At 68.2% G+C, this 14,078-nt stretch carries 14 protein-coding genes; 8 read left to right on the top strand and 6 right to left on the bottom strand.

Features of this window, described 5'->3' with window-relative positions; translation table 11 throughout:
* Positions 1–80: 80 nt before the first annotated feature.
* The 6 genes from AC1MFL_RS10045 to AC1MFL_RS10020 all read left to right on the top strand — a co-directional run bounded on the left by AC1MFL_RS10045 (position 81) and on the right by AC1MFL_RS10020 (position 7,105).
* Positions 81–788 carry a FadR/GntR family transcriptional regulator gene (locus AC1MFL_RS10045; protein WP_479809443.1) on the top strand — a complete coding sequence of 236 codons (708 nt, stop codon included), beginning with the start codon at positions 81–83 and terminating at the stop codon, positions 786–788.
* A gap of 46 nt (positions 789–834) precedes the next feature.
* Complete coding sequence (locus tag AC1MFL_RS10040; RefSeq protein WP_479809442.1) at positions 835–1,878, top strand: asparaginase; 1,044 nt, start codon at positions 835–837, stop codon at positions 1,876–1,878.
* Between the two features lie 8 nt (positions 1,879–1,886).
* Positions 1,887–3,302, top strand: coding sequence for an aspartate ammonia-lyase (locus tag AC1MFL_RS10035; RefSeq protein WP_479809441.1), 1,416 nt, complete (start codon positions 1,887–1,889; stop codon positions 3,300–3,302).
* A 26-nt stretch (positions 3,303–3,328) separates the two neighbouring features.
* The gene (locus AC1MFL_RS10030; RefSeq protein WP_479809440.1) at positions 3,329–4,900 is read left to right on the top strand and encodes an amino acid permease; all 1,572 of its coding nucleotides are present in this window, start codon (positions 3,329–3,331) and stop codon (positions 4,898–4,900) included.
* 120 nt (positions 4,901–5,020) lie between these two features.
* Positions 5,021–6,337 carry an ATP-binding protein gene (locus AC1MFL_RS10025; RefSeq protein ID WP_479809439.1) on the top strand — a complete coding sequence of 439 codons (1,317 nt, stop codon included), beginning with the start codon at positions 5,021–5,023 and terminating at the stop codon, positions 6,335–6,337.
* 102 nt (positions 6,338–6,439) lie between these two features.
* On the top strand, positions 6,440–7,105 hold the full coding sequence (locus AC1MFL_RS10020; RefSeq protein WP_479809438.1) for a transmembrane-type terpene cyclase: 666 nt from the start codon (positions 6,440–6,442) through the stop codon (positions 7,103–7,105).
* Between the two features lie 68 nt (positions 7,106–7,173).
* On the opposite strand, the gene AC1MFL_RS10015 is transcribed toward AC1MFL_RS10020, so the two are convergent.
* A complete protein-coding gene (locus AC1MFL_RS10015; protein ID WP_479809437.1) occupies positions 7,174–7,857 on the bottom strand; it encodes an HD domain-containing protein in 684 nt (227 codons plus the stop codon).
* Between the two features lie 9 nt (positions 7,858–7,866).
* Entirely contained in the window at positions 7,867–8,763 is an 897-nt protein-coding gene (gluQRS, locus tag AC1MFL_RS10010) for a tRNA glutamyl-Q(34) synthetase GluQRS (RefSeq protein ID WP_479815253.1), read from the bottom strand.
* 453 nt (positions 8,764–9,216) lie between these two features.
* On the opposite strand from gluQRS, the gene AC1MFL_RS10005 reads away from it, so the two are divergent.
* Positions 9,217–9,699: an Lrp/AsnC family transcriptional regulator gene (locus AC1MFL_RS10005; RefSeq protein WP_479815251.1), complete on the top strand. Its 483-nt coding sequence runs from the start codon at positions 9,217–9,219 to the stop codon at positions 9,697–9,699.
* Between the two features lie 51 nt (positions 9,700–9,750).
* On the opposite strand, the gene AC1MFL_RS10000 is transcribed toward AC1MFL_RS10005, so the two are convergent.
* Entirely contained in the window at positions 9,751–10,206 is a 456-nt protein-coding gene (locus tag AC1MFL_RS10000) for an Lrp/AsnC family transcriptional regulator (RefSeq protein WP_479815249.1), read from the bottom strand.
* Between the two features lie 103 nt (positions 10,207–10,309).
* Here AC1MFL_RS10000 and AC1MFL_RS09995 point away from each other — a divergent pair, with 103 nt between their 5' ends.
* Complete coding sequence (locus AC1MFL_RS09995; RefSeq protein ID WP_479815248.1) at positions 10,310–10,960, top strand: LysE family translocator; 651 nt, start codon at positions 10,310–10,312, stop codon at positions 10,958–10,960.
* Between the two features lie 187 nt (positions 10,961–11,147).
* Here the strand turns inward: AC1MFL_RS09995 and AC1MFL_RS09990 are convergent, their stop codons facing one another.
* The 3 genes from AC1MFL_RS09990 to AC1MFL_RS09980 form a co-directional block, all read right to left on the bottom strand.
* Positions 11,148–12,137: a hypothetical protein gene (locus tag AC1MFL_RS09990; RefSeq protein ID WP_479815246.1), complete on the bottom strand. Its 990-nt coding sequence runs from the start codon at positions 12,135–12,137 to the stop codon at positions 11,148–11,150.
* A 37-nt stretch (positions 12,138–12,174) separates the two neighbouring features.
* Positions 12,175–12,675 (bottom strand): DUF456 domain-containing protein, encoded by a 501-nt coding sequence (locus tag AC1MFL_RS09985; RefSeq protein WP_479815244.1) that lies wholly within the window; start codon positions 12,673–12,675, stop codon positions 12,175–12,177.
* Between the two features lie 165 nt (positions 12,676–12,840).
* The gene (locus AC1MFL_RS09980; protein ID WP_479815242.1) at positions 12,841–14,052 is read right to left on the bottom strand and encodes an NAD(P)-dependent malic enzyme; all 1,212 of its coding nucleotides are present in this window, start codon (positions 14,050–14,052) and stop codon (positions 12,841–12,843) included.
* Between the last annotated feature and the right edge of the window lie 26 nt (positions 14,053–14,078).

The raw sequence follows: 14,078 nt of genomic DNA, 5'->3' as shown, positions 1-14,078 counted from the left end.
ACCACGACGACGGCGGCCCCGGGCACCCGGGGCCGCCGTCACAGTTGACACGCCGGTGTGATCCCTGCCATATTTTAGGCGTGAACCTGTCAGACAGCCGGACAGCAGGACAGCCTCTCGCCCGCCTCAGCGCGGCCGAAGCAGTCTTCAATGTCCTCCGCTCCGAAATCGAATCCGGCAAGCTTGGCGTCGGCGCCAAGCTGAGCTCCGAGGCCACGCTTGCCCAGCAGTACGGTGTGAGCCGCTCCGTGGTCCGCGAGGCCTTGCGGTCCTGCACCGCCCTGGGGCTGACCGTCACCAGGACCGGTCGGGGCACCTTCGTCGTCGCCGACCGCGTGGCCAAGGACCTGGTCCTTGGCCAATACTCAGCACGCGATCTCACCGAGGCACGTCCCCACATCGAGGTTCCTGCCGCCGGGCTGGCGGCAGAACGTCGGTCGCCCGAAGAACTGGACAGCCTGCGGGACATCGTCGCCGCGATGGCCGCCGAGGACGACCCCGAAGTGTGGGTGGGCCTGGACTCGAGCTTCCACGCGCTGATCGCGAGGGCCAGCCGGAACAAGGTGTTCGAAAACGTCGTCGCGGACATCCGGGATGCCCTGGCCCACCAGTCCGAAACCCTGAACATGGTGGCGGACCGCCAGCACGCTTCCGACGAGGAGCACCGGCGCATCCTGGCCGCCATCGAAGCCGGCGACGCGGCGACAGCGCGCATCGCCATGAGCCAGCACCTGCACGCCGTTGGCCTTGCCCTTGACTCGATCCTCAACCCCCGTGCAGGCGCCTGACCCCCGCCAGCTTGACCCGTTACCCACATAACCGCCAAAGGACGCAATGATTTCTCCTGCCCTCGTCCACATCCCGACGCCGCATGCCCCGGAGCGGCTCCAGCAGCACGCCCCGCTCGCGGTCCAGACCCGCGACGGCCTTGTCGAGAGCGTCCACTACGGCTCGGCAATCGCCACCGCCGCGGATGGCCGCACCCTCCTGGCCGCCGGCGAGCCCCTCGCCCCGTTCTACCCGCGCTCTGCCCTCAAGCCGCTGCAGGCTGTCGCCATGGTCCGCGCCGGCTTGGAGCTCCCGGACGAACTCCTCGCCCTCGCCGCCGCCAGCCACTCCGGCGCCGCGGCCCACCGCGACGGGGCGCTGCGCATCCTGGACCTGCATGGGCTGACCCCTGGCGACCTCGAGAACAGCACTGACCTCCCCTATGGAGTCCGCGAGCGCGAGGAATGGCTCAGCGGCGGCGGGCAGGCCACCCGCTTGGCGCAGAACTGCTCCGGAAAGCACGCCGCGATGGCCGCCACCTGCGTCATCAACGGCTGGCCGGTCCAGGGCTACCTCGACCCGGCACACCCGCTGCAGCAGCTCGTGGCCGGGACCGTATTGGAGCTGACCGGCGAGGAACCGGAACGCACCTCCACTGACGGCTGCGGCACGCCGCTCTTCGCCCTCACCCTGCGCGGCATGTCCCGCGCGTTCGGGCGGCTGGCCGCGGCAGCCGGACCCGGCGGCAGCGCGGAAGCCGCCGTCGCACGCGCCATGCGTCGCCACCCCGTAATGGTGGCGGGCGAGGACCGCGACGTTACAGCGCTGATGCGACTGGTCCCCGGGCTGCTGGCCAAGGACGGCTTCGAGGGCGTCCAGCTGGTGGGCCTGCCCGACGGCCGCGCCGTCGCCGTGAAGATCTCCGACGGCGGCGACCGCGCCCGGATGCCCGTCACCGTGCGGATTCTGGCGGCGCTCGACGTCGACACCTCGCCCCTGGCGCACCTTGCTGCAGCACCTGTGCTGGGCGGCGGCCGGCCCGTCGGGCTGCTGCAGGCCGCCAATTTCCTGCCCTCCCCCGAAACCTCCAACGCCCCCGACGCCCCGTAAGGACCGCCATGACCTCGCTCGACGAACGCGCAGATTTCCGCTCCGAACACGACCTTCTGGGCGACCGGGACGTTCCCGCCGGCGCCTACTGGGGTGTCCACACCCTCCGGGCCGTGGAGAACTTCCCCATCACGGGCCAGCCGCTCGCTTCCAACATGTACCTTGTCCGCGGGCTGGCCGCGGTGAAACTGGCCGCCGCCCGCACCAACCACGAGCTCGGGCTGCTCGACGCCGGGCGCGCCCAGGCCATCGAGGAGGCCTGCACGGACATCATGAACGGCAAGCTCAGCGAGCAGTTCGTCGTGGACGTCATCCAAGGCGGTGCCGGGACGTCGTCAAACATGAACGCCAATGAGGTGATCGCCAACCGTGCCCTGGAAATCCTCGGACACCCGAAGGGCGACTACGCGCGGCTGCACCCCAATGACCACGTCAACCTCAGCCAGTCCACCAACGACGTCTACCCCACCGCGGTCAAGCTAGGCACGATCTTCGCCGCGAGGGAACTCCTCGATGCCCTCACCGAACTCGAGGACGCCTTCGCCGCCAAGGCGCTCGAATTCCGCACGGTGGTGAAGATGGGCCGCACCCAGCTGCAGGACGCCGTTCCCATGACGCTCGGCCAGGAATTCGGCACCTACGCGGTTACGATCGGCGAGGACCGGCTCCGGCTGGCCGAAGCCGACCTGCTGATCCACGAAATCAACCTCGGGGCCACCGCGATCGGCACCGGCCTCAACGCACCGGCCGGTTACGCCGAGGCCGCCTGCCGGCACCTGACCGAGATCACGGGCCTGCCCCTCGTCACGGCGGTGGACCTCATCGAGGCCACCCAGGACGTCGGCGCCTTTGTGCACCTCTCCGGAGTGCTCAAGCGGGTCGCCGTGAAACTGTCCAAGATCTGCAACGACCTGCGCCTGCTCTCCTCCGGACCGCGCGCCGGGTTCGGCGAAATCAACCTCCCGGCGGTCCAGTCCGGCTCCTCGATCATGCCCGGCAAGATCAACCCGGTCATCCCCGAAGTGGTCAGCCAGGTGGCCTACGAGGTCATCGGCAACGACGTCACCATCACCATGGCCGCCGAGGCCGGGCAGCTCCAGCTCAACGCCTTCGAACCGATCATTGTCCACAGCCTCCACAAGAGCATCAGCCACCTGGAAGCCGCCTGCCGCACCCTCACGGCACGCTGCGTCCGGGGCATCACCGCCAACACCGAACACCTCCGGCTCACGGTGGAACAGTCAATCGGGCTGGTCACCGCTCTCAACCCGCACCTGGGCTACGCCACGGCCACGGCCATCGCGCAGGAAGCCCTCGCCACCGGCAAGGGTGTCGCGGAGCTGGTGCTTGAACACGGGCTGCTCACCGCCGAGCAGCTCACCGACCTCCTCAGCCCGCAGCGCCTGGCCAACCTGAGCAAGTAGCGCACCCTCAATCCCAAAGGATTCCCATGACTTATCCCGAAACTGCCCGCGCCCAAAAACAAACGGCCCAACGGCGACAGGCCGTCACCGACCACACCATTCCGGCGCACGCCCATGCCACCGAGGCCGCGCTCCACGCCGAGGACCAGGGCTACCACAAGGGCCTCAAACCCCGGCAGGTCCAGATGATCGCGATCGGCGGCGCCATCGGCACTGGCCTGTTCATGGGCGCCGGCGGCCGCCTCGCCACCGCCGGGCCGGCCCTGGTCATCAGCTATGCCGTCTGCGGATTCTTCGCCTTCATGATCCTGCGCGCCCTTGGCGAACTCGTGATGCACCGGCCCTCGTCGGGTTCATTCGTTTCCTACGCCCGTGAATTCTTCGGCGAGAAGGCCGCGTTCGTCACCGGCTGGCTGTACTGGCTGAACTGGGCCATGACGGCGATCGTGGACATCACCGCCGTCGCGCTCTACATGAACTTCTTCAAGAAGTACTGGGCGCCCATCGCGGATGTGCCGCAGTGGGCTTGGGCACTGGCCGCCCTGATCCTGGTCCTGGGCCTCAACCTCATCAGCGTCAAGGTCTTCGGCGAGCTCGAATTCTGGTTCGCGCTGATCAAGGTGGTGGCACTTACGTCCTTCCTGCTGGTCGGCATCTACTTCGTCATCTTCGGCACCCCCGTCGCCGGGCAGGAGGTCGGGTTCAGCCTGATCGCGGACAACGGCGGCGTGTTCCCCAACGGCCTGTTGCCCGCAATCGTGGTGATGCAGGGTGTTGTGTTCGCCTACGCCTCGATTGAGCTGATCGGCACCGCCGCCGGCGAAACGGAAAACCCGGAAAAAATCATGCCGCGGGCCATCAACACGGTGATAGTCCGTATCGCCGTGTTCTACGTCGGCTCGCTCGTGCTGCTCTCGCTGCTGCTGCCTTACAGCTCCTACAAGGCCGGCGAAAGCCCGTTCGTGACGTTTTTCGGATCCATCGGGATCGAGGGCGTGGATGCCATCATGAACCTCGTGGTTCTGACCGCGGCACTGTCCTCGCTCAACGCCGGCCTCTACTCCACCGGCCGGATCATGCGTTCCATGTCCGTTTCGGGGTCTGCGCCGAAATTCGCCGCCCGGATGAACAAGTCCGGCGTCCCCTACGGCGGCATCGCCCTGACCGCCAGCGTGGCCCTGCTGGGCGTTATCCTGAACGCCTTGGTCCCGGCCGAGGCCTTCGAGATCGTCCTGAACGTCGCATCGCTGGGCATCATCAGCACCTGGGCCATGATCGTCCTGTGCCAGATGCAGCTCGCACGGCTCGCGGCCCGCGGGGAGCTGCTCCGCCCGACTTTCCGGATGCCTGGTGCTCCTGTCACAGGCTGGCTCACGCTGGCCTTCCTCCTGGCGGTGCTGGTCCTCATGGCATTCGACTCGCCTGTGGGGACGTGGACCATCGCGTCCCTCGTGGTCATCGTGCCGCTCCTGATGCTGGGCTGGCGCCTCTGCCGGCACCGCATCCTGGAAATCGCCGCCGTCCGGGACGGCTTCACCGGCCCGTATCCGCTCGTGGCTGCCCGGCCCGCAGGGAGCGCCGGCGGAGATCCGGAGTAGCCTTTCGGCATTCCGCCTCCCGTAACGCAACGTCCCCGCAACCTCTGCGGGCGGCGGTTCGCATATGCTCGACGGAAAGATTCACACTGGCTCAGCGACGAACCACCCGGGAGACACCTTATGACCAACTGGCGAATCAGGGATTTTCACTCCGCCGATCTTGACGGCATCCTGCACCTCTGGGAGACCCTCAAAGCCAGCAACGTCGAGCCGGTCTACGCGCTCTCCGAGGTGCTGGCCTCCTGCGAAAAGGACCACGCCGTCGTCGCGGTCCAGGGCGACCAGGTGGTGGGCGCCGCCGTCGGACGCGCCGCCCACGACCAGGGCTGGATCGTCTTCCTGGCCACCCTCCCCGAGTATCGCGGCCGAGGGATCGGCACGTCGCTGCTGGCCGCCGTCGAGAACCGGATGGCCCCGCACGGGCTGAACAAGCTCTCCGCGCTCATGCCGGAATCCGAGACCCGGGTGGAGGCGTTCCTGGGCCGCGGCTTCGTGCTGAAGAAGAACCTGCGCTATTTCGAACGCAAGATCCCGGTGCAGCGTCAGGAACTTGAACCCCTCAGCCAGCTCGGCGGCCGGATCCTGGCCCGCGACCTCTGGGAAAACGTCGCCGGCATGCGGAACGAGAAGGAACTGCTGGAACGACGCCTGGTCCTTCCCCTGGCCGAGGCCGACCTCGCGGACGAATACGGCGTGGTCCCGCCGCGCGCCGTCGTCCTCTTCGGCCCTCCCGGCACCGGAAAGACCACCTTCGCGAAGGCGATTGCCTCCCGCCTCGAATGGCCTTTCGTGGAGGTCTTCCCCTCCCGGCTGGCCTCCGACCCCAAGGGCCTCGCCGGCGCGCTGCGCGAGACGTTCCTGGAGATCGCGGAGCTGGAGCACGCCGTCGTGTTCATCGACGAGGTGGAGGAGATCGCCTCCCAGCGGTCCGGCGAACCGCCGTCGCCGCTGCAGGGCGTCACCAACGAACTCCTCAAGATCATCCCGGCCTTCCGCGAGCAGCCCGGCCGCTTGCTGGTCTGCGCCACCAACTTCATCCGCGCCCTGGACACCGCGTTCCTGCGCCACGGCCGGTTCGACTACGTCATCCCCATCGGCCTGCCCGACCGCCAGGCCCGCGAGGCCATGTGGCAGCGCTTCATTCCCGCCACGGTCGTGGATGACGTGGACGTGGAGCTGCTGGTGGACCGGACCGAGGGCTTCTCCCCCGCGGACATCGAGTATGCCGCCCGGAGCGCGTCCCAGCGGGCGCTCGAGAAAGCGGTGTACGACGACGGCGGGCTGGCTTCCAGTCCCACCGCCTCCATCCGCGACGCGGTCCGGAAGGGCCCCGCGACGCAGGACTACCTCGACGCGATCGCCGACACCCGGACCACGGTCAGCGACGCGGTCCACGAGCAATTCCTCGAGGACATCGACGCCCTGGGCCGGGTGTAACTCCCACTACTGCAACGCGGGGTCAGATATCGCCCATGTTGAACCCCGGAATGGGCTGGATGTGACCCCGCGTTGCCTGAGTGGTGAACCAGAGAGGAAGCCGTGATCCTGTTCCTGACGGTTGTGAGCGGCCTCGCCTGGACCGCGGTCTACGTTGATGGCATCCGGATCGGATTCAGGGACCGAAGCTACGCGATTCCGGCCGCGGCGCTCGGACTCAACTTCGCCTGGGAGACCATCTATGCCGTGAGGTCCGTTGCGACCGGAATCTCCACCCAAGGGGCCTTCAACATCGCGTGGGCACTCGCCGACGTCGTGATTGTGTACACCTTCCTCCGGTTCGGCCGTTCCGAGCTGCCGCCCTGGGTGACACGGCCGCTTTTCATCGGCTGGGCGCTCCTGCTGGGCGCCACGTCCTTCGCAGTTCAGTTGCTGTTCGTGGTCGAGTTCGGTTGGAACGACGCTGCGCGCTACGCGGCGTTCCTGCAGAATCTGCTGATGTCCGGGCTGTTCATCGCCATGTTTGTTGCCCGCCGGGGATCACGCGGCCAATCCCTGCTGATTGCGGTGGGCAAGTGGATCGGAACACTCGCACCCACCATTGTGTTCGGCTGGTACGCCAACTCGCCGCTGATCCTGGGCGTCGGCATCCTCTGCAGCGTCTTCGATCTCGCCTACATCGGCCTGCTGTGGCGGGCGCGATCCCTGCCAACCGCAACGCGGGGTCAGATATCGCCTATGTTGGGCCCCGGGATGGGCGCGATGTGACCCCGCGTTGCTGTGAACGGCGACGGAGGTCCCGGGGTGGGGAAGGACCCGCTGCGGCCGGCGGGGGCTCAGTCCTGGTGCGGCCCGGACTCTGCGGCCCCGGCCGGGGTTTCCGCCGGTTCCGCCCCGGACGGCTCGCCCTCCGGGGCGTCGTCATAGGAGAGGTTTTCGTAGTCGGTGTCGTCTGCCTCGTCGAGCAGATCGTCCAGCTCCTCCAGCAGCCACGGGTTGATCCGGGCCAGGATTTTCCGGGTTTCCTCCACCGGAACTGCGGCGTAGAGCACCGGACGGGCCTCGTTGTAGCGGGTGACCGGCGGCTTGTCCGGCCACTTTTCGGCCAGCGCCCTGACGCGCTCGGGCAGGGAATTGTGCGCATTGTCCGCGATCTTCACCAGGGTGGCGTCGTGGTCCTCGGCGATGTAGCGGATGCCGGCCTGGTAGTCGTCAGGGTTCTCATGCAGGCGCTTGGTCACGCGCTCAATGATGTCCACGGCGCGCTCGGAGACGCCCATGTCCAGCAGTGCCTGCCGGGTCATGGGGGTGTCCTCGGCGATGTCGTGCAGGTAGCCGGCAATCCGGATGTCGTCGTCGAAGTCCGCCAGGGCATCCCCGACAGCGATCACGTGCTCGCGGTAGGGCCGCTTGAGCTTGTCCTTCTGGCGGTTGTGGGCCACTTCGGCGAGGATCTTCGCTGTCTCGACGGTAAAAATCGGCTGCGGGCTGCGCGCTTCCCTGAACTCTGGTTCTGACATGGTTCAAGCCTACGCGTCCGGGCCGGCCATCCCGGGCCAGATCCATGGCTCCCGCGGCAGCGCGGCGGGGTCAAACACGGCCAGGGCATGCTCCAGCTGCCCGGCCGGCAGCCCGAGCGATGCCAGCAGCGCGTCGCGCACCTGGCCGACGGGTATGCCGGCGGCGGAAAGGTCCGCGAGCGTGACGGCGCCGTCGCGCTTGGCCAGCCGGGCGCCGTCGGCGTTCAGCACGAGCGGAACGTGGGCATATTCCGGAACGGGCATATTCAGCAGCGAGGCGAGGTAGACCTGCCGCGGCGTCGAGGGCAGCAGGTCGTCCCCGCGCACCACCTGGTCGATGCCCTGGGCAGCGTCGTCCACGACGACGGCGAGGTTGTAGGCGGTCACACCGTCGTTGCGGCGGAGCACAAAGTCATCCACCACGCCCGTGTAACTGCCTTTCAGCACGTCCTGGACGTTCGCCTCGGTGACGGCGGACCGGAGCCGGATCGCCGCGGGGCGGACGGCACGCCTGGCTTCACGCTCCGCCGCAGACAGCTCCCGGCAGGTGCCCGGATAGGCTCCCTGCGGGGCGTGCGGCGCGGACGGCGCCTCCTGGATCTCGCGGCGGGTGCAGAAGCACTCGTACGTCAGTCCCGCGGCGGTCAGCCGGGCGATCGCTTCCGCGTAGAGGGGCCGGCGGTCCGTCTGACGGACGACGCCGCCGTCCCAGGTCACGCCGATCGCGGCCAGGTCCCGGAGCTGCTTCGCCTCGGCGCCGGCCCGGGCGCGGTCCAGGTCCTCAACGCGCATGAGGAACTGCCTGCCGGTGGACCGGGCGAAGAGCCAGGCGAGGATGGCCGTGCGGAGGTTGCCGACGTGCAGTTCGCCGGAGGGGCTGGGGGCGAAGCGGCCGGCAGAGGTCATGGCTCCAGCCTATGCGCCGCCCGCGCCGGAGCCATTCCAACACCAACGCGGGGTCACCTCCGGCCCATGTCGGGGCGGAACATGGGCCGGAGGTGACCCCGCGTTGCCTGGGGGGCGGTGGACACACAAGAGCCCCTCAGCTACCGATGACTTCGGGAAAACCGACGTCGGTGGCTCAGGGGCTCTTGCCGTGCCGGGCCCGGGGCGTTGCTCCGGGCCATGGCACTGCGATTGCGGGGCATTATGCGGAATGACGATGGTGTGATCAAGAGTCAGTCAGCGGGCGGGTTCCTTGCGGGAAGCCTCATCCAAGGTCCGGGTGGTGTGCCGGGGTGCTTGTAGCCTGTGGGAACCGGCGGTGGCCCGTGTCCCTTTGTTGTCACTATTTCAACAGAAGTCCTACAGTTGGCGCAACGGGTGGGGATTACAATGGTCAGACTGATCAATTCAGGCATGAATGACGTACAGGAAGTGGTCACATTGCAGGAACTCGACGCTACGGACAGGCGGATTCTCCTTGCCCTCGATGAGGATCCACGGCTGCCAATCATGGTGCTGGCCCAGAAGCTGGCCCTGGCGCGCGGCACCGTGCAGTCCCGTCTGGAGCGGATGACGGCGTCGGGCGCCCTGCGGCCGAACAGCAGCCGGGTGCTGCCCTCGGCGCTGGGCCGGGGGGTGGCAGCCTCGGTGAGTGCGGAACTGGACCAGAGCCACCTGAACGAGGCGATCGCCGCGCTGCGGAACATCCCCGAGGTGCTCGAATGCCACGCCCCGGCCGGCGAGACCGACCTGCTGATCCGCGTGGTGGCGAAGAGCCCGGATGACCTGTACCGCGTCTCCGAGGAAATCCGGCTTTGTCCCGGCATTGTGCGGACCTCCACGAGCATGTTCCTGCGTGAGGTCATTCCCTACCGGACAACGGGGCTGCTGGGCTAGGAAGAGCCATGCCCGCACCCGGCCCGGGAACCGCCACCGGAACGGCACCGCCTAGACCGGCGGGCCGGTATTGGTTTTCAGGTTCTTCATCACCAGCGTTGATGTCAGCCGCTCGACGCCGGGCAGCGAGGTCAGCTCGCTGTCGTAGAAGCGCTGGTAGGCGGGCAGGTCCTCGGCGATGACTTTAAGCAGGTAGTCGGGGGACCCGAACAGCCGCTGGGCCTCCACGATGCTGGGGTTGTCAGCCACTCGGCTCTCGAAAATCTCCATCGTTGCCCGGTCCACCTGGCGGAGAGTGACGAACACGATCGCCTCGAACCCGAGCCCCACCGCGGCCGGATCGATGTCGGCCCGGTAGCCGCGGATGACGCCCGATGCCTCCAGGTCGCGGAGCCGCCGGTGGCAGGGCGCCACGGTCAATCCCACTTTGGCGGCGAGCGCCGTGGCCGTCATGCGGCCGTCCTCTTTGAGGTGGCGCAAAATACTTCTGTCCAAGTGGTCAATCACGCAATAATCTTACCGTCAGGCGGCGTTTTTCCGCGAAAAGAGGGAACACTTCTGGCGGAAATTCTCTTAGACTTTTCCTGTACCCGCCCCTCAGGAGACCGCCATGAACCCTCAGCTTTTCCTCGCCTTTCTGGTGGTCGCCGGCGCCCTTGCCTGCACCCCCGGGGTCGACTGGGCCTATTCCATCACCGCAGGGCTGAAACAACGCAGTTTCGTGCCCGCGGTCGCGGGACTCTGCGGCGGCTACCTGCTGCACACTGTGCTTCTGGTCGCGGGCCTGGCGGCCCTGCTCACCGGGATCCCGGGTGTGCTGGGGTGGCTGACGGCGGCCGGCGCGGCCTACCTCCTCTGGCTCGGGTTTACAACCATCCGGTCCTGGCGCGGAGCGAGCTTCGGCGGCGCCGAGGTGCGGGCGCCGGAGAACCAGTTCCGGACCTTCCTGCAGGGCGTGGGCACCAGCGGGATCAACCCGAAGGACCTGTTGTTCTACGTGGCCCTGGTGCCGCAGTTTGTCAGCCCGGACGCGCCGCTGCCGGTGCCGGTCCAGTCCGGCCTCCTGGGCCTGACCTTCGTGCTGCTGGTCGCGGTGGTCTATAGCTGCGTTGCGTTGCTGGCACGGAAACTGCTGCACTCCCGGCCGGGCGCGGCGCGGAGGGTGACGCTCGCCAGCGGCATCATCATGGTGGCACTGGGGGCTGTGCTGCTGTCCGAGCAGCTGGTTCCGCTCCTGGGCCACGCCCTCTCGCGCGGCTGAGGTCACTTGCGCCCAGGAGTTTCCACTCGAACGTCCAGTCCCCCGGCTCATCCCGCGCGGCGATCCAGCGCTCGACGATTTGCTCGCGCCCGGTCCACGGCTCGGGGTCGTCCGGGCGGGTGGAGTACAAGGCGGCCGCGGTGAAGAGGGCCCTGATGTCCTCCGGATCGGGACACTCTGCCCTGGTTCAGTCGTCGTCGGTCCAGCCGTATTCGCGGTCCCAGAGCTCATGCAGTTCTGCGTCCTTGCGGATGGCCCGGACCGTCTCCAGTTCGACGGGCTGGCGGTGTTGCCACTCCAGCCGGTTCAGCGCCTTCCGCCCGTTGTCCAGCAGCAGGAGCGCGCGGTCCGTCAGGGCATCGCTGCGGAGCGTGAAGTCGGTCCCGCGCCGGCGCAGGACCTCCTGCAGGACGGCCCGGGCGGCCGCGTTGGCACCAAGTTTCCGGAGCGAGCGTGCCCGCACCAGAAGCAGCGCCGCCGAGAGGTCATCACCGTTGCGCAGCCCGTCAGTGTCATCCACCACGTCCCGGTGGCGCCCCAGGGCGGCGGCGAGCGAGCACCGCGCCAAAGCCATGGGCAACGACGGCGGCAGTCCGGTCAGCGCCGCAAGGGCAGCCTCCGGCTGGCCGGCTTCGCGCAACGAGTGGGAAAGCGCCAGGAACACCCCTTCCTCGCTGAAGAGGACCGGAACCTCGACCCGCTCGGCCACGGTCACCCGGGTGACGACACGGCTCAGGTTGGCGGAGGCATACAGGTTCGCGTCGTCCTCGTTCCTGGTCAGCATTCCGCGCTGGAGCAGCTCGGCGGCGCGCAGGTGGCCGCCGTGAGCGTAGCTCAGCAGCCCCGCCATCAGGTAGCACAGCCCGGCCCACCCGGGGTAGGTGTGCGCCAGGGAGATTAGCCGGTTTGGGTCGGAGCTGCCGAAGATGGCGGCGTGCACGGCCTTCGCGGCCTTTCCCGGCGCCTTGCGGCCCACTTTGCCGAGCCGCGGCGCGCCGCCCTCCACGGGCAGGGTGCCGCGGGTCCGGCCCGCCAGGACTCCGGAGACTGCCCCGCCCACACCCTCGGCGAGACCGCGGACCGGCGTCCGGATGACCGCCGTGCGGAACGGCGTCAGGTCGCGGAGGTCGCGGTAAAGGGCGGGGCGGGGTGCGGATTCGGCTGGTCCGGCGCTCATACCTCCATGCTAGTTCGCTGCGGGAGGCCGCGGCAGACTAGGCCGCAGCCGAAATCCACAGGCCGATCACCCAGGTGCTGCCGGCAAGGCAGGCGAGCCCGAACTCCACGATCATTCCCAGCCCCGTGGCCTTCAGTGCAGCCCAGCTCGATGACATGGCGGTGCCGAAAGCGCGCGTGCGGTGCAGTTCACTCAGCAGCAGGCCGGCGGCGAACCCAACGAACAAGCCCACGACGGGGATGATAAACATTCCTACAACACCGAAGACGAGCCCGGCCATCACCGAGCGGCCGGGAATGCTGTGCTGTTTGAGCTTCCGGCCGGTCAGCACCGCACTGGCGGCCATCCCGGCGAGGACGAAGACCAGGCCGATCCCGAAGACCACCCAGCCGGTGGTTCCGGCGCCGCCCCAGATGGCCCAGGCCAGCAGGCTCAGACCGATCAGGATACTGCCCGGCAGCACGGGGATGACGGTGCCGACCACGCCCACGAGGATGGCGAGGCCGCACATGATCGTCACAACTGTCTCGGTGTTCATCGCCCCAGTCTAGGTCGCGGCAGCGGGCGGTTCAGACCGGTCCGCCAAGAGGGGCGGTCCGCGGATCGGGGCGGTCCGCCAGGAGTGCGCCGGAACGCAAAAGACGGCGACGGCGCCGCATCCCCCAAGGAAGCGCCGCCGCCGTCGTCGTCTGTTTAGCTGTTGTTACTCGGCTTCGACCGCAGCGGCGACGGCGGCTGAAACTGCCGGTGCCACCCGCGGGTCCAGCGGGCTGGGGACGATGTAGTCGGCCGACAGATCCTCTTCGGCCAGTGCCGCGATGGCGCGCGCCGCAGCCAGCTTCATGGCCGGAGTGATCCGGCGGGCGCCCGCATCGAGGGCCCCCCGGAAGATGCCGGGGAACGCGAGGACGTTGTTGATCTGGTTCGGGAAGTCGCTGCGGCCGGTGGCGACGACGGCCGCGTACCGGCGTGCTACCTCCGGCAGGACCTCGGGGTCCGGGTTGGACAGCGCGAAGACGATCGAGTCCTGGCTCATCAGCTTGAGGTGCTCCTCGGCCAGCTTGGAGGAGGAGACGCCGATGAACACGTCGGCGCCCAGCAGGGCATCGGCGGGTCCGCCGGAGACGCCGCGCGGGTTGCCGCTCCGGGCCAGCTCGGCCTTCTTGCTGGCGGGATCGGCGGCGATGTCCGCACGCTCGCTGTTGATGACGCCGCGGGAGTCCAGCAGCACAACGTCGGTGATGCCGGCGGTGAGCAGCATCTGCGCGACGGCGATCCCGGCGGCGCCGGCGCCCGAGACGACAACGCGCAGCTTCTCAAGTTCGCGTCCGGTTACCTTGGCGGCGCCGGTCAGGGCCGCGAGGACGACGACGGCGGTGCCGTGCTGGTCATCGTGCATGACGGGGCAGTCGAGGGCCTCGATGAGCTTTTCCTCGAGTTCGAAGCAACGCGGCGCCGAGACATCCTCGAGGTTGACTGCGCCGAAGCTCGGACGCAGGCGGACGAGGGTCTCCACGATCTCGTCGACGTTGGTGGTGTTGAGCACCAGCGGAATGGAGTCGAGCTCGCCGAAGGCCTTGAACAGGGCTGACTTGCCCTCCATCACCGGCAGCGAGGCGCTGGGGCCGATGTCGCCCAGGCCCAGGACGGCCGTGCCGTCGCTGACGACGACGACGAGGCGCTGGGCCCACGTGAGGGTTTTGGCGAGTTCCGGGTTGGCGGCAATGGCGCGGCTGACCTGGGCGACTCCGGGTGTGTAGGCGACGGAAAGGTCGCGCTTGCTGGCGAGCGGCACGGTGCTGGAAATTGAAAGCTTGCCGCCCTGGTGGGCTGCGAAAATTTCCTCGTCGCTGAGCACCGCTACGGGCTCTGCTGCGGACGCGGGGTCGGTGGGGTTAATCGTCTCAATGGACACTTCATTGTCTCCTGGGGCTCACCGTG

Source organism: Arthrobacter sp. BG3, from assembly GCF_056680185.1.
The sequence above is the reverse complement of the archived record's forward strand: the minus strand, read 5'-3'. Positions and strand labels throughout refer to the sequence as shown.